Consider the following 25,992-nt stretch of genomic DNA (forward strand, 5'->3'; position numbering starts at 1 on the left):
AATACCGCACTTGACACCTTCGAAAAATCTTATGTAATAACTGAAATTCCTCGAAATAGCATAATACCCCCCGTAAATTATCTACTTTGCAAAAAAATCTTTTGCAATACGACTAGCCGATTCAAGCGCATTTGAAAACTCTTTTTCCGCCCCCGGATTCACTAGATTTCCTAAAAATTTAATCGAATGAATGTCAGTAATGCCAACAAGTCCAAGCCACCAATTGAAATAGGTGGACTGGAAATCAAGACCAAGTTCGATCGGTACTCCAGCACCATACACGCCAGAAGTATAAACAACGCAAGCCTTCTTATCTTTCAATAATGGAAAGTATCCTTCTGCTCCAAAGCCAAAGGTCAGGCCAGGTTGTGAAATGGTATCAATATAGTGTTTCAATACCCAAGGAATGCCACCATTCCACATCGGAACAGTGATCAGGTATTCATCTGCCGAGGAAAACCGCTCCGTGACCTCCACGACTTTATCCCATGAACTCTTTAATGTCTCATTTAAAGTTCCGTCTCCAAAAAATGTCATCTTAGCGGCAGCTTTGTCTCCATCAAATGTAGGTATATCAAGATCCCAAAGATTCAGTTCATCAATGATAGCATCCGGATTCAACAGTTTATACTGTTCCAAAAATTCATGCGCTATTGCTCCTGATTTTGATTTCTCCTTTCTAGGGGAGCTGATAATGTGCAGTAGTCTTTTCATCTCTGTTCTTTCTATTTAATATTAAAGATTCTCTTTTACTAACTTACCAAGTTCATGAGATGGTACGATACCCGAATGCCTCCATTTCATTTCTCCTTTTTTGAAAAGCATAGTCGTAGGTACGCTTCTGATCTCGAATAGTGTTGCCAAATCCGGATATTTATCAATATCCACACGTTCATAATGAATAACGTCATCAAATTCCGCAACTACTTCATCTAAGTTCGGCTTCATGGCCACACATGGAGGACACCAGGTCGCATGAAAATTAACCATTGTCAATTGCTCCGACTCTATTTTGTTTGCTAAATCCATATTTTATAATTTATAGTACAAAGATATTGCCTGAGGAGCTCCAAGAAAATGGACAAAACTGAAAACAAGTGGTACTTATTGTTATGCTGATGCCATTTCATTTATTTTGGATAGCATTAACACCTAACAAAAGAGTGATAAAGTATCAAAAGAATGAACTGATAATTCATTCAACGGGCTAAACTAATGAACATAATTAATAGTATCTTAATAGGATGCAATATCTCTACCAACACAAACTCAGGGCTTTCATATGGATCATTAAACGTGCTTTATTAGAAAAAAGAGTCATCGTATTTATCCTCTAAAAATTGCATTTTTGATAAGGAATATGGTACATTTTTGAACCAACACAAAACAATGCCGTTAGAAATTATTAACTTTATCAAAACGTTCCTTATTAGTATATAGAAAAAACAATAAAATGATGAGTTCGGGGGAACACAGATATTCGGAGCTTTCTGATACAGAACTAGTAAAATTGATTCGTTATGGAGATCATGGTGCCTTTACGCAGATCTTTGCTCGCTACTGGGCAGTATTGTTACAACATGCCGTCAACTTATTGAAGGACGAAGATGAGGCTGTCGATGTGGTTCAAGACATTTTTATTACGCTCTGGATCAAACATGACCAGTTGGAAATCAATGCTTCGATAAAATCTTATTTATACACAGCGGTACGTAACCGGATCATCAGCAGGATCAGACATACGAAAATTCATGAGAGTTACCTAGATTCGCTTGTAAATCTGGCTGAACATGGGGACTTTGTAACCGATAATCAGGTTAGATTCAATGAACTGAGCGCTCAGCTGGAAAAAGAAGTGTCGAAACTGCCACCGAGACAACGCGAGGTGTTTGAATTGAGCCGTAACCATGGCCTGTCACATAAACAGGTTGCCGAAGCTTTAAATATCTCTGAAGAAACAGTTAAAAAACAAATAAACAAAGTACTAAGGATGCTTAAAGTTAAGCTAAATGTTTTGCTGCTAACTTTATTTTAAAGGAATATTAAATCTCTGTAAATTTTTTTTTAAATCCGTATACCACCAAAGCCTTACCTATGCGTCATAGCTTTAAAGAGGGATTAAAAAGCTCCCTTCCCGCTATGAAAAATCAAATTGCAAAAGAAATACTGGACAGATATTTAAATGGTGAAACTACAGCCGAAGAACAGGCACTTGTGGAAACCTGGTATAATAGTCTATCAGAACAACAACAGACTGACATACCTATCGACTTTGACCGACGTTATAAGCAACTGCTTTTAACACTTCCATCACCTGAAGTGAAGAAGGCTGTCAGACTTTGGCCACGCGTGGCAATTGCTGCGGCAGTTACTGCCATCTTTTTGGGAACAGGTTTATTTTATGTGACCAATCAAATCAATACAAATGGAGCAGGGCGCGTAACGGCTGGTGACGTCGACCCCGGTGGCGAGGGCGCCACCTTGCAGCTGGCAAATGGACAGAAAATACGAATAAACAATGTCTCAGCTGGAAATCTAACTGAACAGTCTGGTGTTAAGATTTCAAAAACTGCAGATGGGGAAATCATCTATGAAATATCAGATAACCAAACAGGAAAATTAGAATATAATACCTTATCAACAACACGTGGAGAACATACGCGATTACGTTTGCCGGATGGTTCCCTCGTATTTTTAAATGCGGCATCCTCATTAACTTATCCAACCAGTTTCGCAAACTCGGAAAACAGGCGGGTCTCTTTGACCGGTGAGGGGTATTTTGAAATTTCCAAAGATAAAGCTCATCCATTCCTAGTGGAGAGCAAAGGACAGACCATCGAAGTTTTAGGAACCCATTTTAACGTCAATAGTTACCCCGAGGAGGCAGGTGTTGCGACAACTTTACTTGAGGGCTCTGTAAAAATAAATGCTAACGGACGTGAACAAATTATCAGGCCCAATGAACAGGCGCTTGCCTCAGCCAGCAAAATTTCTGTAAAAACAGTGGATGTGGAGGAAATTATTGACTGGAAGCAAGGTGACTTCTACCTTAATAATGTAAGCTTACAAAACGCAATGCGCAAGATAGCAAGATGGTATAATGTGGATGTCGTTTATGACTCTTCGGTTCCAATGAATCTGAAATCTACAGGCTACATCTCCAGAAAAAATAAGCTTTCGGCAGTTTTGAGACTGATTGAGAAATCAGGAGACGTCCATTTTAAAATTGAAGGAAAAACCGTGTATGTCAGCAAGTAAATGACCTACTACCTAACAATCAATGCAATTATCGCGACCACATAATAAATAGGCAATTCAAAACAAAAGCTGACTGATATAAATCAGTTCCCCTAACTAACATTAAATAACTAACCACTAAAGAAAAGAAAAATGAAAAGACATCTACGACAGGAGAGTTGATTTTATAATCAAACCAGAAGTGTTGAACACCTCTGGTTGAACTTCGGACCAATTAAAATTAACTGAAATCGCAGTAAGCCTATAGTTTTCGACGACCGGGGCAAACTGCTTACCGAATTAAACAAATGTACAAAAATTATACAAGGAAACTTGGTATGGCTAAAACGCTGTATCATAAAACATTTCTAATTATGCGATTAATTACCGTTATATTAATAGCATCCCTATTTCAGGTCAGTGCCGCGACTTTTGCCCAAAAAATTACGATTAATAAAAATAACGTTTCTCTTGAATCCGTTCTGAAAGAAATCCGAAAGCAAAGCGGTTATGATTATTATTATGGTACAAAAGTTATCACTATGGATCAAAAAATCCATATCAAAGTAACGAATGCTAACATCAAACAAGCTATTGAAGCTGCTCTAACCGGTTTACAACTGACTTACGAAATTGAGGGGAAAATGATTTCCATTAGAAAGAAAGAACCTAAAATTTTGGTAAGGGCTAAAGAGCAATCGCTCGAGATTGATGTTAGCGGAGTGGTCACTGATGATAAGGGGACGCCCTTAGCTGGTGCATCTATCAAAGTAAAAGGTTCTCATAAAGCCACGATCACTAATAGTAAAGGTGAGTTCTTACTTTCCGACATTGATGAAAACACGCTTTTGGAAATTAGTTTTATGGGGTTTAAGACTAAAGTGATTGAAGCTAAAAAAGAGATAAGGCAAATCAAACTTGAACCCTCCTCTGCTGATCTGCAGGAAGTAGTGGTAGTGAGTACCGGTTATCAAAACATTTCCAAAGAACGTGCTACTGGGGCGTTTAGTCAGGTTAATCGGGCAACGTTAGATAATCGTCCCGTTTCCAATTTATCTTCTGCACTACAGGGACTGGTAGCAGGAATGCAAGGCAAGGAGAATGAGGATGGGAGTGTAGATTTTCAGATCAGGGGCAGTACATCGTTATATGCAGATTCAAAACCCTTAATTGTGGTAGATGGATTCCCGATTTCAAGCAATAATTTTTCGGATATCAACCCGAACGACGTGGAATCAGTAACTGTACTGAAAGATGCTGCTGCTGCATCTATCTGGGGAGCCCGCTCTGCAAATGGGGTAATTGTAATTACGACTAAAAGGTTAAAAGCAAATTCCAACTTAAAAGTAGATGCAAGCGCATTTACAAGAATATCGAACAAGGTAGATCTCAACCAAGTCCTTACCCAGGCAAATTCAGCAGATCATGTTGCCTATGAGCGTAAAGCTTTTGACAATAACTGGACATTATACCCTTATACTGGATCATTTTATTATGATGTGGTAAATTCATTGACATTAGCTCAAGAACTGCTGTATGCAAATAAACTTGGCCAGATAGACGAGAAAATGATGAATGCGGGGTTAGACAGATTGAGTAAGGTAAATAATAGATCTCAAATTCAAGATCTGCTTATGCAAAGGGCAATTTTGAGCCAATATAATGTAAACATCCAAACCGGTACCGATCGCTCAAAAACTTATGCCTCTTTAATGTATGAAAGAGACAAGGCCGCCTTTAAAGGAAATGACTACAATAAGTTCAATATGAATTTCAACAATGATTTTAAATTAACCAACTTCCTCAGTTTTAATGTAGCGCTCAATCTTCAGTATAAAAAGCAACAAACAAGTGGAGCAACACTGCAGGAGATGCAAGGCTTGTCACCTTATGAAGTTTTATTAAACCCCGATGGCAGCTATGGTGTCAATTTAAACGACTATAATAGACAATTATTAGGTACCATTCCTGCTGGTATTTTCCCTTATTCTGATTGGTCTTATAATCTTCTGCAGGAAGTAAGAGGCAGAAACCTAAACAATGAAAATCTGGCGGCCAGGTTTCAGACCGGTTTTAATCTCAAAATCTCTAAAAACCTGACTTTTGATTCGAAATTCCAGTACGAAAGATCGAAAATTGATTATAAAGATTACTATGATGAGAGTACCTTTTACGTCAGAGACCTGGTCAATAAAATGACCGAATACGATAATGGGACCAAGCAAACTGGAATTTCCTATGTTCCCAAAGGTGGGATTTTAAAACCAAGGACTTTTACCATCGATGGCCGGCCCAGTGACGTTAGTAATTCGGATCTTGAAAGCTTCCTGATCAGGAACCAATTAAATTTTGACAAAAGTTTTGGGGAAAAGCACAGCATTTCATTGATTGCCGGTATGGAGTTATCTAAATATACGACAACTACCAGAGCGAATCCTCATGTATACGGTTATTTCCCTGATAAGCTTCAATCTACCGTGCCTCCGTATGGTTATGGTAGTTCGGCTAATCCGCTTTCAGATTTCCTTGGAGGCACCTTTTGGACTACTATCCCAGGTGGAAACACAACATTTGGATGGGGAAGTGACAAGTACGTTTCATTTTATGGAAATGCTTCTTATACCTATGATAACAAATACACTGTAAGCGGAAGTGTTAGAAGTGATGCATCAAATTTCATCACCGATGATCCTAAATTACGCTGGTCGCCGTTATGGTCTGTCGGCGCGAAATGGAATGTGAAAAAAGAGAAATTTCTGGAGAACGCCGATCCCATCGATCGCCTGGAGTTAAGATTAACTTACGGAAAAAATGGGAACGTAGAAAAATCGACCTCTACTAAAGCTCTATTGAATGTTGGTACAAGTCCCAATATAAACACAGGAACCATAACAGCAACCATTTCCAGCTATGGCAATCCTAATTTACGATGGGAAAAAACAGCTACTACAAACCTGGGCATTGATTTTAATTTGTTAAAAAATAAAATTTTTGGTTCGCTAGACCTATATAACAAGGTGGGTGAAGGCATTATTGGGGATGTTGCTCTACCATCCTACACCGGAACCACAGCCCAAAAATTTAATAATGCCGGAATTACCAACAGAGGTATTGAATTGACATTAGGGGCAAACTTTGTGATTCCACATACACCGGTTAGATATTCTACTTCACTGACCTATGCTTATAACCATAACAGGATTACCAGTTTATACAATCCTGGGCTTTACACTGTAGATTACCTGGATGGGATCTTTGTGGAAGGCAAACCGGTAAATTCAATTTATTCACTTACCTACAAGGGAATGGAGAATGGGATGCCACAGTTGGTTGGACCAAATGGAGATGCTTATTCCTTTAACGATCCGCAGCTGATATATTATACACTGGGCGCCTATCTTAATGAAAATAACTATGAGGGAACTGCTATACCGCCGCATACGTTAGGTTGGATGAATAATATTCAAGTAGGCGATTTTTCACTTGCAGTTATATTTAACGGGAAATTTGGAGGCGTTTACCGTAATCCTACTTTTGCTTATTCAAACGGATTAGTGGGTAATGGTAAAACTTCTGTAAACAGGTTTGTCAGTGATGTATTTGCAGGCAGTAGTATTATTCCTGGCTTTGCAAAGCCAAATGAAACCCGGCTATATTTTTGGGACCGTTATACCCCATTTTTAAGTGGGCTGGTAGAAAGCTCCTCTTATATTGAATGTAAGGAAATTACCTTGGGTTATACGTTGGCAAGGTTGGCCAAAGCAATACAGGTAAGTAATATTAAGGTTTTTGCACAGACCCGAAATCCTGGCTTAATCTGGAAAGCCAACAGTAAAGGATACAATCCGGAATGGCTCCCTGGCACTAACCGCCCACTACAAACTTATACGCTTGGTTTAAACCTTCAATTTTAATAGCTAACATTATGAAATTACTACAATACTCATTTTTAATTGTCGGGTTGATCGCAATGATAGGATGTAAAAAATACCTGTCTGAAGAACCTTCAAAACAAAGCAGTCTACAAACTGTAGATCAGATGGAGGCTTTAATCAATAATGCAGGAACATTTGCTGCTGAACCTAACTGTACAGCCGCATACTCTACTGATGATTGTGAAATTACCAAAGAACTATATTCAAAAAATCCCAGCGTATTTGGTGCCGATCAGCTTCAATACTATGTTTTTGGTATTGAAGGAGTCGCAAATCAGAACCCGGACCAGCTCTGGTCTGGAGAGTATGAAAAGATATTTACAGCAAACCTAATTTTGGAGAACATTGACAAGGTGAAGGGCGATGACGCCATACGCCGCCGGGTTAAGGCAGATGCCCATTTTATCAGGGCATATTCAAATTGGGTGCTTGTTAATTATTATTGCGCTCCTTATAGTCCGGAAAACCTAGGTAGTTTAGGGTTACCTTTAAAAAAGACTGTAGACTTCCTGGAGTCCGGAAAACGTGCTACATTAAAGGAAACTTATGATTTTATTTTATCGGATGTTGCTGAAGCGCAAAAGACAGCGCCAGACGATGTAGACCCTCTCCTACCTTGGCGTAGCAGTCAGAAAACCATTTCCGCCTTTTTGAGCCGTTTCTATCTGTTTACGGGTGACTATGATAAGAGCCTTGCTGAGGCCAACAAGGCATTGACTACATCAAGCCGTTCATTAGTGGATTACAATTCATTGGCGCAAGGTAACTCTGCCACTTATTCCGTTAATAATTCAACCATCACCTTAAATTACACAGTCCTTAACGATTGGAAATCTTATAATGGTTCAAAATACTTGTATTGGCAAGAATCGTATTACACCAGATATGTTACCAATCCATACCAATGGTTTATCCCCAGCGCAAAGCTGCTTGCACTATATGACACGCAAAATGATTTGCGGTATAAAAAATTCATGATTAAGAATGGTGGGTTAAGAATGTCTGTAAGTGATCCTGCTGCTTTTCGATATACTATGTTTTATGACGGGCAATACCTCCCTGAGGGGCTTACTGTTGCGGAGGTGTTATTGAACAAGGCAGAGGCATTGGCCCGCAAAGGAGACCTTACTGCGATGGATCCGTTAAATCAGTTGCGGAAGAAACGTATGACTACGGGGCATTATGTTCCGTTAACCGCTACCGCTAAAGAAGATGCCATAACAAAAGTACTGGAAGAAAGAAGAAGGGAGATGCCCTTTTCAATGCGATGGTATGATATACGCCGGTTCAGTGTTAATGATTATGCGCCGGATAACATTAATGTTACGCGTAATTTCTTCAAAGCAAGTCTAACTGGTGTCGATGTGAATTCGCCAAAAACCTATACGCTGGATGCCAAACGATACCTCGTACCGATTAACAATCTAGATATCAACACCAGCAAAGGGCAGCTTGAACAAAACGCCTATTAGATACAAATAAATTAAGTAAGATCTTCAAATAAACCCTTAATATCTGCACGATGAATTTGAAAAAAATAAACCTAACGGCCATACTAATGTTATTGGTACTGTTCTTCACCACCTTCAATAGTCAGGCACAGCGCAGAAGTGAACTGATTACCGATAAAAACCAGCTGGCCAAACTTAAAGCTGCTGTAGAAGCAAGGATCGACAGCCCAAAAGTACATGAGGCCTACATCAAGGCAATGGGGACAGAAAATCCGGAACTGGAAAAGCAATACGCCAACTGGATAAAGAAATATCCAAAATCCGTGGTGGTTCCTTATTCAATTGCGGAGGCTTATCTCAATGAAGAGAGCCCTAAGGCCAAACCTTACCTGTTGAAGGCGATAGCAATTGATCCTAAGTTTGCAGATGCCTGGAATGGCTTATCGGAGGACGCAGATCGCTCGGGTGAATTCACATTAGCTCAGGAATACCTGGCCAAAGCGACGGCTGCAGATCCTTCCGACCCGAAATATGCCTTTTATTACGCCAATACCTTTAAGGGTGTTGATGAAGAAAAATGGAAACAGTTGAGCCTGGATGTAGCTAAACGTTTTCCTGATCATGAGCGTGGCGCGCAAGCACTATTCTGGCTCGCCGAACGGTCCAAAAAGGTGGCTGACAAGCTGAAATATTTTGAACTCCTGCATGACAGCTATGCACCTGAAAAATTTAACTGGTCAGCTAGTGGGATGTCATCCTACTACGATATTCTACTTTCCAAGGATCCACAAAAAGCGGTGGAACTAGCACAGAAAATGGAAAAAAAGGAAAAACAGGAACGAAAGGAATGGTCCGGCCTGCTATTACAGGCACAAATAGTGGTTAAAGCAAAAACTCTGATGGATCAAAAAAAGGGTGCTGAAGCTTTGGCCCTTCTAAATCAGCTAAAATTATCAAAACACTCATCGTTCAAAACTGATTTCGTATTGCTAAAAGCGCAGGCAAATGACATAGCTGGCAACACCATTGCGGCATACGATAGTTTGATCGTGACTTTTACAAAAGCGCCGTCTGTTGCATTGAAAACCGCGATAGCTGGTTATGCCAGCAAACTTGGAAAAAATGACAGTCAGGTCGATGCCGAAATTTGGGCAAAACTGGATTCCAGAGCGCAAATAGCCACTCCATTTACTAATTTAAAACGCTACACGAGCCCAGGTACAGCTTCCCTGGCTGATTATAAGGGTAAGGTGGTATTGTTGACTTACTGGTTCCCGGGCTGCGGTCCTTGTCGTGGTGAGTTCCCGCATTTCGAAAGTGTGGTCAAAAGGTTTAAAGGCCAGGACCTGGAATACCTGGGAATCAATATTGTTTCCAGTCAGAATGAGTATGTCCTTCCGTTTTTAAAAGGCAGCGGATACAGTTTTACTCCCCTGGAAGACGTAGAAGGCAGGGTAAAAGGAAACCTGAATAACGGTGGTGCAGCCCCTGTGAATTTCCTTATTGATAAAGAAGGCCGATTGATTTTCTCCCACTTCAGAACAGACGGGAACAACGAGGATGACCTGGAATTAATGATCAGTTTATTGCTCAACCGTAAATAGGTATTGTTACACCTAAAATTTATCAGTAAATGACAAATAACATTTTTCTGTGCCTGCTGTTTGTTTTAACAGTAGGCCTCATAGCACCTTTAAAGGCACAACAGCCTGGTACTTTAAAAAATAACCTCCGCGTGTTGTATGTTGGTGGCTCTGCCAATTGGGAGAATGACACATTTAAAAATCCGGAAGATAAAGAAAAAGACATCCAAAGGCGTTCCGCTTCATTTGAAAGCATGTTGAAGCATTACTTTACAGATGTGAAGATAATTGACGCCAAAGAATATAATCAAGAGATGTCCAGCCAGTTCGATGTTACCGTTATTGACGGCACGCCGAAGGCAATTGCAGAAAAGCAACTCATTAAAGACACAAACGGCAAGATAACCAAATATGTCCCACCAGCCTATCTGACAGAAAACTTTAACAGACCGGTTGTGTTTATTGGTGAAACAGGGGAAAAACTTGGCCGTAGCATTGGTCTAAAACTGGACTGGTATTGCCTATGCCTGGATGCTTATGCACATAGCTTCCGCAAAGACCATGAAATATTCAAAGGGCCTTTCCCTGTTAAAATGACCATTGAGACAAAGCCAACTCCCGAAGATGCATTTCACTACGAATATTATTTAGGTAAAACTACACCCAAAACTTTGCCGATGTGGCGGGTACAAACAAAGGGCTATATTTCTGATAAAGGGTTTAGAATTGGGATGGTTTCAAGGCCCTGGGGTTTTGAAGATTCTCCCGATGCCGAAGCTATTTCCAGTGGGGTCTGTGCCAAAACATTAGATGCCGTGGCCCTAGGTCGGCATGGCAATTTTTTCCACTGGGGCTTTGCCGCTTCACCAGAATATATGACCCCTGAGGCTCAGAGCGTGCTCGCAAATGCAATTGTTTATATCTCAAAGTTTAAAGACAAAGGTGTAATTGCAAGAAAATACCTCGACAGACGTGCCACTAAGGAATATCTGAAAGAACTAAAATATCTCGCAACTAGGGAAGCCTATGAGAGTAACAAGGAAATGAACCTGAAGTTTGACCAGCAAATGCTTGATGATAAAAAGAAAGCAGAAGAAAAGAAAGCTAAAAATGAAAAGCTGACCACATGGGAAGAACAAACTCTTAGTTACCAACCACAACCTAAGCAGTCTTTTGAAGATTTTCTGAAAGAAAGCCAGAAAGACCTATTCAGTAAATTTGGCACCAATACAACGGCCTACCTGGAATATTACGACCAGAACAAGGACTACTTTTACGCAGAAGATGCTAGCTATGTGATTACTGTAGACCAGGATGCCAAAAGTCTGGGTATCCCAAATACGGATAAACGTTTATTAGAGAAATGCATTTCTTTGCTAGAAAAGGGAGAAGATGTTGATAAAGCAAAACGTATCCTTGATCGTTACACTTTATTGGACTTTAAAACAGTTCAAGAATGGAGAAGCTGGTTTGAAAAAAATAAAAGCAGGATCTTCTTTACGCAAAGCGGCGGCTTTTATTTTATGGTGAACACGTATGATGAAAGTGCTGAAGGCAACAATTATAAAAAAAAGCAACCTGATGTATCCTATAACAACATCAAAACAGCAGAAACGGATGACAATAACGCAGTAAGTGTAGCCGCCGGTATTGTGAATAGAGGGCAAAGCAAAGAGATTGCGGTTAAGGTGAAAATTCATCCTGGTTACCACATTTACGCGTTTGTAGCGGACGTTGATCCGTATATTAAAACAGAGCTAAAGATCAATCTTCCTGCTGGCTATACCAAGGTTGGTGACTTAAAAAAACCGTCTTTCAAATACTTCAGTGATAGTGGTACCACCATATATGACGGCGAGATCCTGTTTACTCAGGAAATCAGTGGTACGGGTAATGGCGAAGCGACCTGTGTAATCGGTTATCAGTGCTGTGATACACACATCTGCTTTCCGCCCGCGGAAAAAGAGATAAAGGTCGATTTATAAGCGAACTTTTGTCGACAACCAGCATTATTAACGGTCACAAACTGAATAAAATAACGCCATTTATAATGGCCTTAATTTCCCTATTTAATATTTGGGATATTAATACGGAAATTAAACACAAAACGCATTCATTAAATAATAGTAAAAAATAAACAACTAATCTTATTTAAATGAAAACATATCTTTTTCTACTGTTTGCATTTTTTTCTGGTGCTGTAAAAGCCCAAAAAAACTTTCCATATGAAATAAGCGGAACTATCGATGGCTTAAAAAATGACACATTATATGTCTTTATTCATTCGGATTCACCGGAAGTGGAGAACCCAAAGACAGACACAATCATCTTACCAGCAAAGAATGACAAAGTATTTACAAAAGGCAGCTATCCTAAGACCGCATTCGCATATGCACAAATAGGAAGCAAACAAAGTGGCCGTAATTTCTTTACTTTTATCATAGAAGAAGGGAAAATTCAACTTAGGGGAAATGTTTCCTCACCAGAGAATATTAGAGCGACCGGTGCGCCTCAGAACGATGCTTATACCGCAGCAATGAGCGCGGATAATGCATATTACCGACAAAGAGACGTATATTGGACAAAGTTACAAAGTGGCGATGAGTCGAAACCGGAATATAAAAAGGCTGAGGCTGCAGCAAAAAGTGTAGAACAGGCACAGCTAAAGTTCAGGCAACAGTACGTAAAAGAGCACCCAACATTACTGGCCAGCGGAATGTTCGTCTATTTGTTACCGGATCAACTTCCAGTGGCAGAGTTTGAAAAACTCTACTTGGCATTACATGATGATGTAAAGAGTCTAAGTATGCTAGCCAACCTACCCGAGAGAATCGCAGCGAAAAAAAATGTAGCTGTTGGTAAAACAGCCCCTTTGTTTACAATGAATGATACCGAAGGCAAACCCGTCTCTCTTTCTTCTTTTAAAGGTAAATATGTGCTCCTTGATTTTTGGGCAAGCTGGTGTGCCCCCTGCCGTGCTGAAAATCCTTACTTAGTTAAAGCATACCAGAAATATAAGGACAAAAATTTTACGATTGTGAGCATTTCATCTGATGATAAAGGTGACTGGTGGAGAAAGGCCATTGAAAAGGATGGACTGAACTGGGTACATCTGTCTGATTTATCAGGAGCAAAAAATCCGGTGGCCAAACTTTATGGCGTTCAGCCAATTCCAGACAATTTTTTGATTGACCCCGCAGGCACCATTATAGCGCGTGGATTGCATGGGGAGGAAGTTGAAAAAAAATTAAATGAGATTATAAAATAAACCCCTAATACCAGTTCTATGAATTCGAAAAAAATAAATGCAACAGCAACGCCAATGAGGTATGTATCGTTTTTCACCTCTTCCGATGAATCAGGCACATAGCGAAAGCGAAGTGATAAACGATAAAACTAAGTTAGCCCAACTAAAAACAGCTCTAGCCTAATTGATCAGAGCGACGTATTATTTTCTTCAGAATTTAGAACAGAAGTAGGTAAAGCAGAAAATACTGAACTAAAAGACTCAGAATTTATTGAATATAAAAAGATATAAATAATTATGAAATGTATAACCTTAGCCATTCTCGCAATATTTTGTTGCTTTAATGTGCATGCGCAGATTCTTAAACCAGTGAAATGGACCTATGCAGCTAAAAGAACTTCAAATTCCGAAGCGATTATTTACTTGAAAGCTACCATTGAGGATGGATGGCATATCTATTCACAATTTGTCGATAAAGGCGGGCCCACTAGAACAAGCTTTAATTTTGTACCTTCTAAAAACTACAAACTCATTGGAACTACACTAGAACCTAAACCCATCATTACATTTGAGCCCAATTTTAATATGAACGTAGGCTATTTTGAAAAATCGGTAATTTTTCAACAGAACATTAAATTAAAAACTAAAACTACACAGGTTAAAGGATCTGTAGAATTTATGGTTTGCGATGATGTTCAGTGTCTGGTTGCCGAAACTGTAAATTTTCTGATAAACGTCAAATAACCATACCACAAAAAAAGCAAATGAAGAATCTAAAAAAAATGATGCTGCTGAGCGCCTTATTCTTTGTGTTGCATTCAGCAATTGGACAAAACAGGAATTCGCTATCAATTGGCGATGACGCTCCGGAAATAAAATATTCCAAATGGATCAAGGGTATTCCTATTTCCACTTATGAAAAAGATAGGTTTTATGTAGTGGAATTCTGGGCAACATGGTGTGGCCCCTGCAAAGCAGCAATGCCACATCTTTCCACATTGGCCAAAAAGTATAAAGACAATGCTACTTTCATTGGCGTAAATATATGGGAAAAAACCGGCGATAAGCCCTACGAGTCTTCTCTACCGGCGGTGACTCAGTTTGTTAAAAGTATGGGAAGTGACATGGACTACAATGTTGTAGTTGACAATAATGATCATTTTATGGTCAATAATTGGATGGTACCCGCATCGCAAATGGGAATTCCATCGACCTTCTTAATAAAGGATAGAAAAATTATTTGGATAGGTCATCCAATGAAAGTTGATTCAATCATAATGGCAGAAATGAATGGGAAGTATGATATTCAGATAGCTATGCAACAATTTGAACTGGCAAAAGCAAAAAATGAAGCTCTAAAAGCTAAGTTTGCAATATTGACACCCATCGAAAAAGCTATCTCCAGTAAAGATTATCAAAAAGCAACAACATTACTAAGTTCTTTGGATCAATACGATCCAGATATAAAATTACAGAAGAACTATTTCACCCTCATAATTCTATTGGCTCAGAAAAAGGAAGATGAGGCTATTGCTTTCGGTAATGAATGGTTAAAGGACAACTCGACTTATGGGTCAATCGTTGCCACTGAGCTATTAAAAACTGATGGACTTTCTAAAAAAGCATATCTATATTCTGCTGAATTAAATAAAAAGAGATTAAATCTTTCAGGAACAATTACTCCATTAGTATATAGCGAAATAGCTGCAGCATACCAAAAAGCTGGCGAAAATCAAATTGCCATTGATATGCAAGAATTAGCAGTTAAGGAGGCTGAAAATGCTTTCAAAGCTAAAAAGTACATTGGCAGCATTACCAATGAAACAATACTAAATTTTAAGGATACTTTATTAAGATATAACGGTAAACTTCAGTAAAACGATCTGAATTAAACCGACAAGCATATAAACGAAGCTGAATTCTATGCTAGAACCGATTTCGTTTATATGCTTAATTTTATATTTTTCTATAGAAAAAATAGTTAGCGCGGAGGGTATACTTATTGAAAAGATTTTCGGAAGGATGTAGGCGACTGACTGGTGTACTTTTTAAAATATCTTATGAAGTAAGATGAGTCTTCAAAACCCAGTTTATCCGCTATCTGATTCACATTTAGTTCAGAATGGAGCAATAACCTTTTTGCTTCCAATACAATCCGCTCATGGATCATCTCTGATGGTTTCTTATTGAGCAGTTGCAAAGTAAGATTAGACAAAGTTCTTAAGGAAACAAAAAGCATTTCCGCATATTTTGATGCAGGAAGTCCCTTCGTATAATTCTCTTCGATCAGATTGACAAAGTGGATTAACTGGGTCCGTTTCTCATCAACAATAAAAGGAGCAAGTCCCTTATTAAGTTCTTCAAGTTCATATTTACGGCGCTGAACCTGAATTAAAAACGCTTTAAGATAAAGTCTGAGTAATTCTTCCTGTCCATATTTATCATGTTCGTTCAGTTCGGTCTGCATCTGGACAATATATTCATCCAGTTTATATTCATTCCCAGTACCTACACAACACGAGGGAATCTGATAGGGATTATTGAACATACTGCACTTGAGAAAAAAATCAACATCATTTTCCTTTTGAACTAAAAAATCTTCCGAAAAATGAATAGCAAATCCTTCATAGTCTCTATTACTATCAAAGGCATGAACTTGGTTTTTAGCAATAAAGAAGATCGTATTTTCTGAAACGTCGTATTCATTGAAATCAACAAAATGTTTCCCATTCCCTTTCTTGAACCATATAATCTGATAAAAACTATGGATATGCGGTTTAGCAATATCATCCTGATGATCCTGGATCAGATCTTGTAAAGGCTGAACCTCAAACTGCATTTTACCTGGAAAATCTGCATGTAAATGATATTCGTAGATAGCCTCCTGTTCTTGCTTTTTCATATATTAACGTCAGTTTATTCTTGATGTAATAATTTTACAAATATAGGAGTATTTCCAGTTTCACTAATTGTAGTTATATTCAAAAAGTACTTTGGAAACGAAATGACAATCTTGAAATTACAAATAGCAGTACTGATTTACCGGCTTAAATGCGATAATCTTGACAAGCCTGCTGAAATCGCCGCTCCCTGCAGTTTTAATTTTAAATGTTCGGGTGCAAATTTTCAGGCAATAAAGATTGGATTGAGAAACGAATGTACTGCACATCGCTCGTGACCAGAGGTGTTTGGTCAATTTCGATTATTAATTTGGTTCCATTTCTTAGGTCTAATGCCCAAAGATTTTTCAAATAATCAACCTAAAAACTTAAATTACTAAAATATGACTTTATGAATTCGCTATGGCTTAATCTTTTAAAATCAACTATGTTTGAAAAATATTATATTTACAAGCTGATAAAACCCATCTTTTCAGTACCCTTTGTTGGGCTTGTCCGCACGATTACTTTACACTGAAATCTTACGTAATATTCTAATTTCAGATCAGATAATTAAAAGAAATTTAAAGTGATAAGAAGGAATGATGTTTGTAAAATTGGTAAAGACAAAATTTTAATAAGATAGGGATACACTTAACTGTTAAACCGTTCACGAAGTAAAATAATGAAGACAACCCTTAGAGAGCACATAGCAGAAATCGTAAGCTTTTCAGATGAAGAATTTGTATACATCAGCTCGCATTTTCATTATAAAAAAATGAAGAAAAATCAGTTTATTATACAAGCTGGTCAACAGAAAGTCAATAAATACTTTGTCATCAAAGGCATTCTGAAATCATATTACATCGATAAAGATGACAGAGAACACATTATACAGTTTGCGCAGCCCGACTGGTGGATCACAGACTATAATGCGTTCTTTAATAATAAAGTTGCGACTATAAATGTACAATGTATTACTGATTGTGAACTGTTGTACATCAGTCATGACGACCTGGAGAAGCTCAGTGGTGAATTTCACAAAATGGAACATTTTTTCCGGGTCAAATCAAACGCAGGCTATGTGGCATCCCAGGAAAGAATATTAACCATGCTGAACCTAACTGCTATTGAAAGATTTAATAATTTTATCAGTTTATATCCAAATCTTATTCAATCTATTCCTAAATATTTAATCGCATCATATATCGGTGTGTCAAGAGAAATGCTAAGCCGCCTGAGTAAAAATGTGACAAATCACACAAAATAAAAGTGTGAAAGTTCATTTTTTATCCGTTTAAATTCCGCCAATTTTGTACTGTAATAAAACATTATTAGTTATGAAATACGGACAAATTTTCACGTACACACTCGAATTGGATTCTAAAGAAGAATATATCAAACAATTCGTAGACCCATTTGCAGAAACTATTTCTAAAGCCAAAGGGTTAATCTCAAAAGTATGGATGGCAGATTTTGACACGCAATTTTCTAGTTTCTATTTATGGGAAACGAAAGAAGACATGGATGCATTTATGGCTACACCGGAAATCGAGGTGGTCGCTAATTTACCATTTTTAAAAAACCTAAAAATAGTTGGCATTCCCGTTGTAGAGGAAGCATCCAAAATTACCCGTGGGATTTAAACATCGATTGTAAATTGAAAAACCATTTCAGGAAATTTTTCTGAAATGGTTTTTAGTGTAAAGGGCATATCTCAAATATATCCTACAATAGGCTTTAAAATGTGATTCACTCTTTTTCCTAAATTCCTTTTCAAAATACTCCTTGAAAACTTCTAAATAACTACTTCAAAGTTGATCATAACTAAATACGGCCAAAAGCAATAAGTACCATTTTTTTTCAGTTTTGTCCATGTTTTTGAAGTTAGCCGCGGCTTAACTTTGGAATATTTAATTTAAGCTAATAATAATTAATGTCAGAATTATCCTATATATCTTTAAGGGGCAATCGTGCTTACAATACTGTTGTTAGACCCGATTTTGAACTTTACTTTGAAGCATCAAAAAACATTTACAGCGCTGAAGAAAATCCACACGGTACTTTTCCTTTAAATGTAGCGGACAACAATCTCAATTGGCCCATTTTAAGGGAGCGAATGCAATATATTGCTGCTACACTGGAAATTCCAGACTGGGTTTCAGGCTATACTTCGGGACTGGGTCACGAAACGTTCCGGGTAGCATTAGCAGACTTCTTGGGGAATTTTTTAGCAGATCGCCCCATAGCTCCCGAAAACATTGGAGTTGCAGCCGGCGCTACTGCCGTTATCGAACTTTCGGCTATTATTCTTGCGGATAAAGGTGATGTTGCCGTATTTCCAGCTCCTGCATACCCGGTGTACAGCCGCGACATCATGAACAAGGCTGGCGTACAACGATATGATTTAATTACACATCACGATAGTGATGCTATCCATCATGGACCTATTCTGTCGATTGAACATCTGGAAAAAGCCAAACAAGATATCGAACGCCAAGGTTCAAATTTCAGACTGCTGGTAGTTACTAATCCTGATAATCCTACCGGAGGATTATATACCGCATTGCAGCTGGAATCTATTGCCGAATGGTGTATGGAAAGAAAAATTCATTTTATAGTCAACGAGATCTATGGCTTTGTAACAGTGAATACAAAAGATCCCGCTATAGCTGATGATTACTCCGACCATCGAACGTTTACTTCATTCCTCTCAATCATTCATAAGAAAAACAGTCCATATTTACATCAGTGGTACGCACTTTCTAAAGACCTTGGTATTTCAGGAATGAGAGTCGGTATGGTGTACTCCCTTAATCAAGCCTTCTTAACGGCTTTTAATAATTTAAATCTCCCCCACATGGTATCAAATCATACACAATGGTTATTACAAAATATTCTGGGAGATCATGAGTTTATACAGGATTTTTTGAATGCTCAACGACACGCCTTAACCAAGGGGTACATTGTAGTGGTAGATATGTTAAAAAAATTAAATATCCCTTTTGTTCCTTCCTACGGAAGCTTATTTGTATGGGCAGATTTTTCTCGATTTTTAGAAACTGAAACATTGGCAGCAGAGATGGCTTTCTGGCAGGAACTATATAAAAATACGGGGGTCTTATTAACTCCAGGAATCGGTTTCGGTCACACAAAAAAAGGCATGTTTAGAATAGTATACACTTGTTTTGATGATGAAGAACTACAGGTAGCAATGAAAAGAATCCAGTACTACTTAACAGGCTTACCGAAACACAAAAAAATAGCAACACAATAGTTTTGCCAGATTACAAGTTTCGGCAATAATATCATTTTAAATACGGATCATGATGACCAAAAATCTGTTATCAGCGATCCAATAAAAGACGAAATTATGATAGATTATTTTAGAAATTTCCCCATTAATGGACTAATAAAATTAGCGTTCGGTCTGCTTTTCATTGTAATTGGTAGTATGGACAGAGAAATTTATATTTCAGTTCTTGGGGCGATCTTAATACTGGTAACAGTCGCCATTAAAGGAGTATGCCCTGGAAACAGCTGTTCACCAAATCTCTACAAACGAGAAAAAGAATTATAATACAATGATTTTAATTGAGAGTGTTTATGTAGTGGCAAATTAAGTGTTTAGAACCAATTCAATGAGGCCGTACCAGTCTCCATTTCTAACACTTCAATTTACAAAAAGAGATTAAATATATTATATTTGTAAATCAGTTTAATAAATATGAATAGAAAGAGTTCCCTTCCTCCCCCTAGTACTTAATATTCCTTTCGAGTTTCAAAGAAGTGTAGCCATCTGTGTATTACGTCGGATGTTTATGTTATGCTTCGTAACTTCCATTAATTATTTTATTACAAGAATCTAACTCTTTATGAAAAAATCATATTTGTTATTACATTTTGCCATCATTCTGGCAGGCTTTACGGGTATTTTTGGAAAACTTATATCTCTTAGCGAGGTTTTACTTACATGGTACCGTATATTCTTTTCTGCAATTATCCTGTCGCTTATTTTACGTATACTTCGAATAAGTACTAAAATTAGTACTAATGAAAAAATCAATATCGGTAAGATCGGAGTACTTATTACAATACATTGGGTGTTCTTCTACGCAAGTATCAAATATGCAAATATCTCTATTGGTGTAGTTTGCTATTGTCTAACCAGTTTCTTCACGGCGATATTCAAACCTTTGATTGATAAAACCAGATTCAACTATTCTGAATTGCTATTAAGCGCATTAACCTTAGTGGGTATTAGTTGTATTTTTCATTTTGACAATTCATATCAATTAGGGATCATATTAGGTGTAATATCATCTTCTTTTGCCGCGCTATACACAATTTATAATGAGAAATTAGTTAAAGTTTATGATAGTAAACTCCTTAATTATTATCAAATGATTGGTGGAACTGTCGGTTTGGGGTTGCTGCTGCCTGTGTATTTGTATTTTTTTCCAACTGTAAATCTCCTACCTAGTTACAAAGACACTGTTTATCTATTTCTCCTGTCACTTTTTTGTACTGTAGGGTTATATGTTTTGTTTGCTGAAGTATTAAAAAAGATATCCGCATTTACAGTAAATTTGAGTTTCAACCTTGAACCCGTATATGCTATTGCAATAGCATTTCTATTCTTTAACGAGGGCAAGGAACTGAATTTTTCTTTTTATCTGGGGTTGCTTTTTGTAATTCTTTCCGTTGTATTACAGACTGCTATTTCAGTTAAAAAACAGCAAAACAAAGGATTTTAGTTTTCACTACTAAAATATTTGATATCCCGCCGGAAAGTGGCGGGATACTTTATACGTAATCATCACTAAAGGTATCAGACGTAACATTCAACGAATAATTCGTTCCAGCATTAGTCAAAAATGGAAGGCAGTTCTTTACTATTTAATTCCCTCATGACAGTATTAAAATCTAATTCCGAAGGAATAGCGTATTTTTTACGAATTCGATGTTTCCGTAAGTGGACAGCAGATAGGGAAACAAAGGAATATTGAGCAATTTCTTTCGAAGAAAAATTCATAAACGCAAGTGCACAGAAATAAATTTCTGAATTTTTAATTTTAGGATTTACTATTTTTAAGTTCTTGATAAAGTCTGGATACAATTCTTCAAAGAGAATCAAAAATTCAGGATTGTTATTTTTAGCCAGTAAAATCAATTCAGCTAACTGCTTTTCTTCTGCCTTTTTTCTAAGTCTTGATTTTTCTGCTTCCAAATCTTCTTTTTCTATAAGTAAAGAACTATTCTGATGTAGGATCTGCAACTTCTTTTTCTTTAACCGGATAGATCGTACAGAAAAATAAGTAATAATGATAAGCGTAATAATCGCAGAGAAGATGATTATCCTCCGCTTTTCAGTTCGGCTTTCTGTTTCTTTATCATTTAGGATTAAATTAACTGTTTCCGTAAGCCCTTTATTATTATTTTCATTGTATAATTTATAATTTCGCTCATATTCTTGCGCATATTTTTGAGCATTTTGTTGATCTCCTAAGCGTTCATAAATTTCTTTTATACTTTTTGTGATGGACATTTCAGATTCATAATCAACAATATTAAATATATGCATGTCCTCCAATGCAGCTATATAGCTCTCTAATGCTTTTCTATCATTCTTCAATAGGATATAATAATCCCCAAAGGACCACCATGTATTGTATTTAGTTAATTTTTTAATCTTATTTTCATTCAATGCTTTTTCTAAATATATAAATGCAGAATCCATTTGCTGTAAATTCATCAATATATCGGCCTTCTGTACATAGGTGTCAATCGTCTTAGGATTGATAATTATTTTGTTGAGCGCAATAGTTTTATCAATAAGCACATTAGCTTCCTCATAATTTTCTTTATAAAGATAATAATCACTTAAATATGCAAAGGTTCTAGCTTTTATTTCCTTTGATTCATTAGAATTTTCGGTCTTAAGAATAGCCAATAGATCATTTTCAGTTTGGAGTTCCAGTTTATCCATCTTTATCGCAGCAAAGTTCTTAATCTTAATTTCATACATATTAGCCTGTTGAATATTGGTTTTCGAAGGCAAAATTTTGTCTGCTCGCAAAATATACTGCAAGCTTTTATCATAAAGATTTAAATTATACAGACAAGAAGCAATCTGCAGATTGGTTTTAAACGTAAAATTACGATCACTTACCTGCCCTGCAATCACTGATGCTTGTTTTGCATATGAAAGTGATTTTATTGTATTTGACATAAGATAGTGCTTAGATAGTTCAAGTAAAGAATCTACTTTCTTTTCTTCTCGTCTCTGAGAATAGCTCATCAGTGATACGAGAGTAAAAATAATAATCAGCTGTTTCATAAACTGGAAAATCAATTGGTTCTAAGCTCAAATTAGTATATCAAAGATAATTTTTTTTTAATTAACATAATGTAATACCCCGTATTACATAAATGATTTAATTTATTGGAAATTAATGTAATAAAAAAAGTAATAGTAATGTAATACCTATATTTTATCGACTTAACGAGCTTAAAATAGAAATTTGCCTAAAGGTTCTAAAAACCAAAACAGATGAAAAGTAAAGACATACAGACCGGGAATTTTATTCCTAGTTCGAATAGTAAGAAATTACCATTCGGACTTTTGTGTCTTTTCCTTTACCTCTGTACATCCACCCAAATCTTTATCGAAAAGAACATACAATTTTATTTATTGGCTAATGCTAGACTCATAAAAACAAAATATTTTAGGGTTTATAAAACTGACCGTAAAAATAAAACAGTACTGATCGCATCCCGAAACTCCGCTCTTGCTATGGTTATCATATCTCCCGAGTGGAATAACATAGTGGAATTTGAACGACTTTATGTGACATCTGAAAAAGAATGTACCTGCGGAGATAATCGCAACAGCATGCATCATGAGTCACTAGTTCTTTTTAATACGTATTCGTTAATTATTACAATTCGCCCGCCCCCGTATCATCAATACAGCATCATGCTCACAAAACACATATAGAACTTACAATAAAAAAATGATGAAAATATATTATACAACACTCACTTTAACTTTTGGTTCCCTTGCTTTTGGGCAAGTAGGCATAAATACACCGAACCCACAAGCAACTCTTCATATCGATGGTAAAAAAGACAATTCTGTTACAGGCACTCCAAATACGATGCAACAAAGCAATGATTTTGTTGTAACCGAAGATGGAAAGGTTGGAACTGGTACAGCATTTCCTGACACCAGGCTTGACATCAACAATGGAACCATTGCAGGAGCTATAAAAATCGTCGATGGTACCCAAGGAGCAAATAAGGTCCTGATGAGTGATGCCAATGGCATTGGCACATGGCAATCACCTGCTTCAATTAGACCTACGGTAGTAGGAAGCATAAATACAGCAACTAAAAACGTTGCATCAGAAACATCAATAGGTTCTTCAATTACACTACCAAAAGGAAAGTGGTTAGTAAACATCGGACAATTAATAACATCAATGAATCCTACAACAGCTTCCAATAATCTCTGGATGAGAATAGAACTGAGCAGCAGTAATGTTTCTCGAACTACAACAGGTTTTACATTTGTATCTTCCAGTAGAAGAGCCTCTGCATGGCTCTCCCCAGCAAGGGAAAATACATACCAATATGGTTATTCTTTTTTAAGCGGTGTAATCCCGATTGAAGTTACCGCAGATAATGTAACGATCTATACCTGGTTTGCAGAATGTAATCCTACTGCTGGTTATGATGCGGCAATTTTATCGCCAAAAATAGGGGATCATGGAGAAAACTATTTGTTTGCTATACCCATAAATTAAAGCGCTAATCCGCAATCCTATAAAACGCTAACATATAACCTTAAAAATTTACACAAAATGGCACAAAAATACTTGACATTAATTACGTTCACTTTTGCTTCTCTTGTCTTTGGACAAGTAGGTATAAATACAGCTACACCAAATTCCACCTTATCCATTGAGGGCTCTCTGGAGGCTGGGTATAAAGAAGTGAGCGCCTCCTACAGCTTGGTCGCAACTGACCACTATGTGTCTTACGTCGGAGGTTCGACGGCAACCATTACACTTCCTCCTGTTAGTAGCGGAACAACAGCATTTACAGGCAGAATGTATAAAATTAAAAATATTTCCGCATTTGATCTCACATTAAAACCAACTGGATCAGACAAGATTAGAAATGACAATACTGTCGGTATCCCTACATTCACTCTTCCTTCCGGTTATTATGCGGAACTCGTAAACAACACCAATACTGTAGGTACGGGTACCTGGGATTTATCCTATGTTGGATATCCTAAAGTAGCATCTATCAATTATATGATGGATAATATTTATGATTATACCGCTACTGCACCCCAAGACGTTACAGTCAACGGAACAGATTTAACCGGGTTTACAAAAACCATTAATATTCCAGCGAATACAGCTGCAAAAATTGTGCTTTCATATAGTATACCAGTTGGAACATATCAAACTCCGAGCGGCTATTTCGGGGTAACACTAATGAAAAACAGTGTTGAACTTCCTTCGGGATCTAGAAAAGTTACAGTTCAACCATTTGCAACTGCTGCTGCGGCAGTAGTTACTTCAATTAATGCCTTGATTGCTGATGATATAGTGGCCAGTCCTTCCGCGCAGAATATTACATATTCGCTTAAAGCCTATCTAGAAGGTACGAATACACCTGTCAGGTATGGTATGGAAAATAGTACACCAGCTAATTTTAATTGGGGAAGAGGATATTGGTCAATGACAGTGTATTATAAATAACGGTTACCAAGACTTTCGAATCTATTCAAAACACAATTTAAAATTACAACTAAAAAGCAAAAGATGATAAAAAAGCTTATGCGCCTATGCTATCTTACTGATGTTAGCAGAAACTTTTTCTCAAGTGGGTATAAAATATTGATTTGCCTAAAAAAGATGGATGCGATGGGCTCAGCTTCTGACCGATCAAAAACGGATGGTTTGCCAGTACTACGTTTAACTGGTGATAAAGATAACCTGTAGTTGAGGCTCCGAAAGGAACAATAGTTTATGCAACCTCAGCAGCTAGTCCCAAAACAGCATTAATGAAAATCGATAAGATTTTTTAAAATAGAAACAAGGTTATCTGAAACAAAATTACAGCATATTATGCCTGCTTTTAAAAATATTCATATTGGCAATTTAATTAATAAAGCAGTTATAGAAAGGGGGATATCATCATCCCGCATTTGTAACTTTTTGAAATGTTCTGAAGAAGAATTCCAAAAAATGCTTCAGTGCAAAAGTCTCGATAGTGAAACTCTTCTTCGATGGAGCAAGCTCCTAGAATATGATTTTTTTCGTATTTATTCCCAACACCTTATTTTATATGCTCCACCGGCAGCAAATAAGGACCAAAAAATAAATAAGGATAACTATTCACTCCCTTCATTCCGTAAAAACATATATACTAAAGAAGTGATCAATTTTATTCTTGAACTCATTCAGTCTGATGAAAAAACAAAACTGGAGGTTATGGATGAATACAAAATTCCAAAAACAACGTTGTACAAGTGGTTAAGCAAACACACTGACGCTAATTCTATCTAAAACTCCAATTATTTAAAGATCATACAATTTCTATTCGTGGCTTAAAAATGTTGAACGATAAAAAAAAGTCTGT

At 37.2% G+C, this 25,992-nt stretch carries 20 protein-coding genes; 16 read left to right on the plus strand and 4 right to left on the minus strand.

From position 1 onward, the window contains the following. Positions 1-81: 81 nt before the first annotated feature. The gene (locus DCO56_RS14250) at positions 82-714 is read right to left on the minus strand and encodes an FMN-dependent NADH-azoreductase (RefSeq protein ID WP_108634426.1); all 633 of its coding nucleotides are present in this window, start codon (positions 712-714) and stop codon (positions 82-84) included. Between the two features lie 21 nt (positions 715-735). Further along, the gene (locus DCO56_RS14255; protein WP_108634427.1) at positions 736-1,029 is read right to left on the minus strand and encodes a thioredoxin family protein; all 294 of its coding nucleotides are present in this window, start codon (positions 1,027-1,029) and stop codon (positions 736-738) included. A gap of 424 nt (positions 1,030-1,453) precedes the next feature. Between DCO56_RS14255 and DCO56_RS14260 the strand changes: the two genes are divergently transcribed. The 9 genes from DCO56_RS14260 (at position 1,454) to DCO56_RS14300 (ending at position 15,330) form a co-directional block, all read left to right on the plus strand. Beyond that, a complete protein-coding gene (locus DCO56_RS14260; protein WP_108634428.1) occupies positions 1,454-2,035 on the plus strand; it encodes an RNA polymerase sigma-70 factor in 582 nt (193 codons plus the stop codon). 104 nt (positions 2,036-2,139) lie between these two features. Further along, positions 2,140-3,258 carry a FecR family protein gene (locus tag DCO56_RS14265; RefSeq protein ID WP_181390552.1) on the plus strand — a complete coding sequence of 373 codons (1,119 nt, stop codon included), beginning with the start codon at positions 2,140-2,142 and terminating at the stop codon, positions 3,256-3,258. Positions 3,259-3,611: 353 nt separating this feature from the next. After that, positions 3,612-7,151, plus strand: coding sequence for a SusC/RagA family TonB-linked outer membrane protein (locus DCO56_RS14270; protein ID WP_181390553.1), 3,540 nt, complete (start codon positions 3,612-3,614; stop codon positions 7,149-7,151). An 11-nt stretch (positions 7,152-7,162) separates the two neighbouring features. After that, the gene (locus DCO56_RS14275; protein WP_108634431.1) at positions 7,163-8,644 is read left to right on the plus strand and encodes a RagB/SusD family nutrient uptake outer membrane protein; all 1,482 of its coding nucleotides are present in this window, start codon (positions 7,163-7,165) and stop codon (positions 8,642-8,644) included. 50 nt (positions 8,645-8,694) lie between these two features. Further along, positions 8,695-10,227 carry a TlpA disulfide reductase family protein gene (locus DCO56_RS14280; protein WP_108634432.1) on the plus strand — a complete coding sequence of 511 codons (1,533 nt, stop codon included), beginning with the start codon at positions 8,695-8,697 and terminating at the stop codon, positions 10,225-10,227. A 29-nt stretch (positions 10,228-10,256) separates the two neighbouring features. Then, positions 10,257-12,191 carry a protein-disulfide reductase DsbD domain-containing protein gene (locus tag DCO56_RS14285; RefSeq protein ID WP_219929394.1) on the plus strand — a complete coding sequence of 645 codons (1,935 nt, stop codon included), beginning with the start codon at positions 10,257-10,259 and terminating at the stop codon, positions 12,189-12,191. Between the two features lie 170 nt (positions 12,192-12,361). Then, complete coding sequence (locus DCO56_RS14290; protein ID WP_108634433.1) at positions 12,362-13,474, plus strand: TlpA disulfide reductase family protein; 1,113 nt, start codon at positions 12,362-12,364, stop codon at positions 13,472-13,474. A gap of 276 nt (positions 13,475-13,750) precedes the next feature. Next, positions 13,751-14,197, plus strand: a complete 447-nt coding sequence (locus DCO56_RS14295; protein ID WP_108634434.1) for a protein-disulfide reductase DsbD domain-containing protein — start codon at positions 13,751-13,753, stop codon at positions 14,195-14,197. A 20-nt stretch (positions 14,198-14,217) separates the two neighbouring features. Further along, positions 14,218-15,330, plus strand: coding sequence for a TlpA family protein disulfide reductase (locus DCO56_RS14300; RefSeq protein ID WP_108634435.1), 1,113 nt, complete (start codon positions 14,218-14,220; stop codon positions 15,328-15,330). Between the two features lie 122 nt (positions 15,331-15,452). On the opposite strand, the gene DCO56_RS14305 is transcribed toward DCO56_RS14300, so the two are convergent. Beyond that, positions 15,453-16,355, minus strand: a complete 903-nt coding sequence (locus tag DCO56_RS14305; RefSeq protein WP_108634436.1) for a helix-turn-helix domain-containing protein — start codon at positions 16,353-16,355, stop codon at positions 15,453-15,455. 662 nt (positions 16,356-17,017) lie between these two features. Between DCO56_RS14305 and DCO56_RS14310 the strand changes: the two genes are divergently transcribed. The 4 genes from DCO56_RS14310 (at position 17,018) to DCO56_RS14325 (ending at position 21,089) form a co-directional block, all read left to right on the plus strand. Continuing rightward, entirely contained in the window at positions 17,018-17,602 is a 585-nt protein-coding gene (locus DCO56_RS14310) for a Crp/Fnr family transcriptional regulator (protein WP_108634437.1), read from the plus strand. A gap of 70 nt (positions 17,603-17,672) precedes the next feature. Continuing rightward, positions 17,673-17,978 (plus strand): YdhR family protein, encoded by a 306-nt coding sequence (locus DCO56_RS14315; RefSeq protein WP_108634438.1) that lies wholly within the window; start codon positions 17,673-17,675, stop codon positions 17,976-17,978. A gap of 290 nt (positions 17,979-18,268) precedes the next feature. After that, positions 18,269-19,609, plus strand: a complete 1,341-nt coding sequence (locus DCO56_RS14320) for an aminotransferase class I/II-fold pyridoxal phosphate-dependent enzyme (protein ID WP_108634439.1) — start codon at positions 18,269-18,271, stop codon at positions 19,607-19,609. Positions 19,610-20,207: 598 nt separating this feature from the next. Beyond that, the gene (locus tag DCO56_RS14325; protein ID WP_108634440.1) at positions 20,208-21,089 is read left to right on the plus strand and encodes a DMT family transporter; all 882 of its coding nucleotides are present in this window, start codon (positions 20,208-20,210) and stop codon (positions 21,087-21,089) included. A 110-nt stretch (positions 21,090-21,199) separates the two neighbouring features. Here DCO56_RS14325 and DCO56_RS14330 read toward each other — a convergent pair whose 3' ends face one another. After that, the gene (locus DCO56_RS14330) at positions 21,200-22,672 is read right to left on the minus strand and encodes a hypothetical protein (RefSeq protein WP_108634441.1); all 1,473 of its coding nucleotides are present in this window, start codon (positions 22,670-22,672) and stop codon (positions 21,200-21,202) included. A gap of 676 nt (positions 22,673-23,348) precedes the next feature. Between DCO56_RS14330 and DCO56_RS14340 the strand changes: the two genes are divergently transcribed. The 3 genes from DCO56_RS14340 to DCO56_RS14355 all read left to right on the plus strand — a co-directional run bounded on the left by DCO56_RS14340 (position 23,349) and on the right by DCO56_RS14355 (position 25,919). After that, positions 23,349-24,140, plus strand: a complete 792-nt coding sequence (locus DCO56_RS14340; protein WP_219929395.1) for a hypothetical protein — start codon at positions 23,349-23,351, stop codon at positions 24,138-24,140. A gap of 57 nt (positions 24,141-24,197) precedes the next feature. Then, positions 24,198-25,109, plus strand: coding sequence for a hypothetical protein (locus tag DCO56_RS14345; protein ID WP_108634444.1), 912 nt, complete (start codon positions 24,198-24,200; stop codon positions 25,107-25,109). A gap of 369 nt (positions 25,110-25,478) precedes the next feature. Further along, the gene (locus DCO56_RS14355; RefSeq protein WP_108634446.1) at positions 25,479-25,919 is read left to right on the plus strand and encodes a transposase; all 441 of its coding nucleotides are present in this window, start codon (positions 25,479-25,481) and stop codon (positions 25,917-25,919) included. Positions 25,920-25,992 lie beyond the last annotated feature (73 nt).

This window comes from Sphingobacterium athyrii, assembly GCF_003071065.1.
GTDB classification, from domain to species: Bacteria; Bacteroidota; Bacteroidia; order Sphingobacteriales; family Sphingobacteriaceae; genus Sphingobacterium; species Sphingobacterium athyrii.

What these genes read in the sequence shown, in the direction of transcription:
- DCO56_RS14250 (WP_108634426.1), bottom strand. Translation starts at nt 714, where the DNA reads ATGAAAAGACTACTGCACATTATCAGCTCCCCTAGAAAGGAGAAATCA.
- DCO56_RS14255 (WP_108634427.1), bottom strand. Translation starts at nt 1,029, where the DNA reads ATGGATTTAGCAAACAAAATAGAGTCGGAGCAATTGACAATGGTTAAT.
- DCO56_RS14260 (WP_108634428.1), top strand. Translation starts at nt 1,454, where the DNA reads ATGATGAGTTCGGGGGAACACAGATATTCGGAGCTTTCTGATACAGAA.
- DCO56_RS14265 (WP_181390552.1), top strand. Translation starts at nt 2,140, where the DNA reads ATGAAAAATCAAATTGCAAAAGAAATACTGGACAGATATTTAAATGGT.
- DCO56_RS14270 (WP_181390553.1), top strand. Translation starts at nt 3,612, where the DNA reads ATGCGATTAATTACCGTTATATTAATAGCATCCCTATTTCAGGTCAGT.
- DCO56_RS14275 (WP_108634431.1), top strand. Translation starts at nt 7,163, where the DNA reads ATGAAATTACTACAATACTCATTTTTAATTGTCGGGTTGATCGCAATG.
- DCO56_RS14280 (WP_108634432.1), top strand. Translation starts at nt 8,695, where the DNA reads ATGAATTTGAAAAAAATAAACCTAACGGCCATACTAATGTTATTGGTA.
- DCO56_RS14285 (WP_219929394.1), top strand. Translation starts at nt 10,257, where the DNA reads ATGACAAATAACATTTTTCTGTGCCTGCTGTTTGTTTTAACAGTAGGC.
- DCO56_RS14290 (WP_108634433.1), top strand. Translation starts at nt 12,362, where the DNA reads ATGAAAACATATCTTTTTCTACTGTTTGCATTTTTTTCTGGTGCTGTA.
- DCO56_RS14295 (WP_108634434.1), top strand. Translation starts at nt 13,751, where the DNA reads ATGAAATGTATAACCTTAGCCATTCTCGCAATATTTTGTTGCTTTAAT.
- DCO56_RS14300 (WP_108634435.1), top strand. Translation starts at nt 14,218, where the DNA reads ATGAAGAATCTAAAAAAAATGATGCTGCTGAGCGCCTTATTCTTTGTG.
- DCO56_RS14305 (WP_108634436.1), bottom strand. Translation starts at nt 16,355, where the DNA reads ATGAAAAAGCAAGAACAGGAGGCTATCTACGAATATCATTTACATGCA.
- DCO56_RS14310 (WP_108634437.1), top strand. Translation starts at nt 17,018, where the DNA reads ATGAAGACAACCCTTAGAGAGCACATAGCAGAAATCGTAAGCTTTTCA.
- DCO56_RS14315 (WP_108634438.1), top strand. Translation starts at nt 17,673, where the DNA reads ATGAAATACGGACAAATTTTCACGTACACACTCGAATTGGATTCTAAA.
- DCO56_RS14320 (WP_108634439.1), top strand. Translation starts at nt 18,269, where the DNA reads ATGTCAGAATTATCCTATATATCTTTAAGGGGCAATCGTGCTTACAAT.
- DCO56_RS14325 (WP_108634440.1), top strand. Translation starts at nt 20,208, where the DNA reads ATGAAAAAATCATATTTGTTATTACATTTTGCCATCATTCTGGCAGGC.
- DCO56_RS14330 (WP_108634441.1), bottom strand. Translation starts at nt 22,672, where the DNA reads ATGAAACAGCTGATTATTATTTTTACTCTCGTATCACTGATGAGCTAT.
- DCO56_RS14340 (WP_219929395.1), top strand. Translation starts at nt 23,349, where the DNA reads ATGATGAAAATATATTATACAACACTCACTTTAACTTTTGGTTCCCTT.
- DCO56_RS14345 (WP_108634444.1), top strand. Translation starts at nt 24,198, where the DNA reads ATGGCACAAAAATACTTGACATTAATTACGTTCACTTTTGCTTCTCTT.
- DCO56_RS14355 (WP_108634446.1), top strand. Translation starts at nt 25,479, where the DNA reads ATGCCTGCTTTTAAAAATATTCATATTGGCAATTTAATTAATAAAGCA.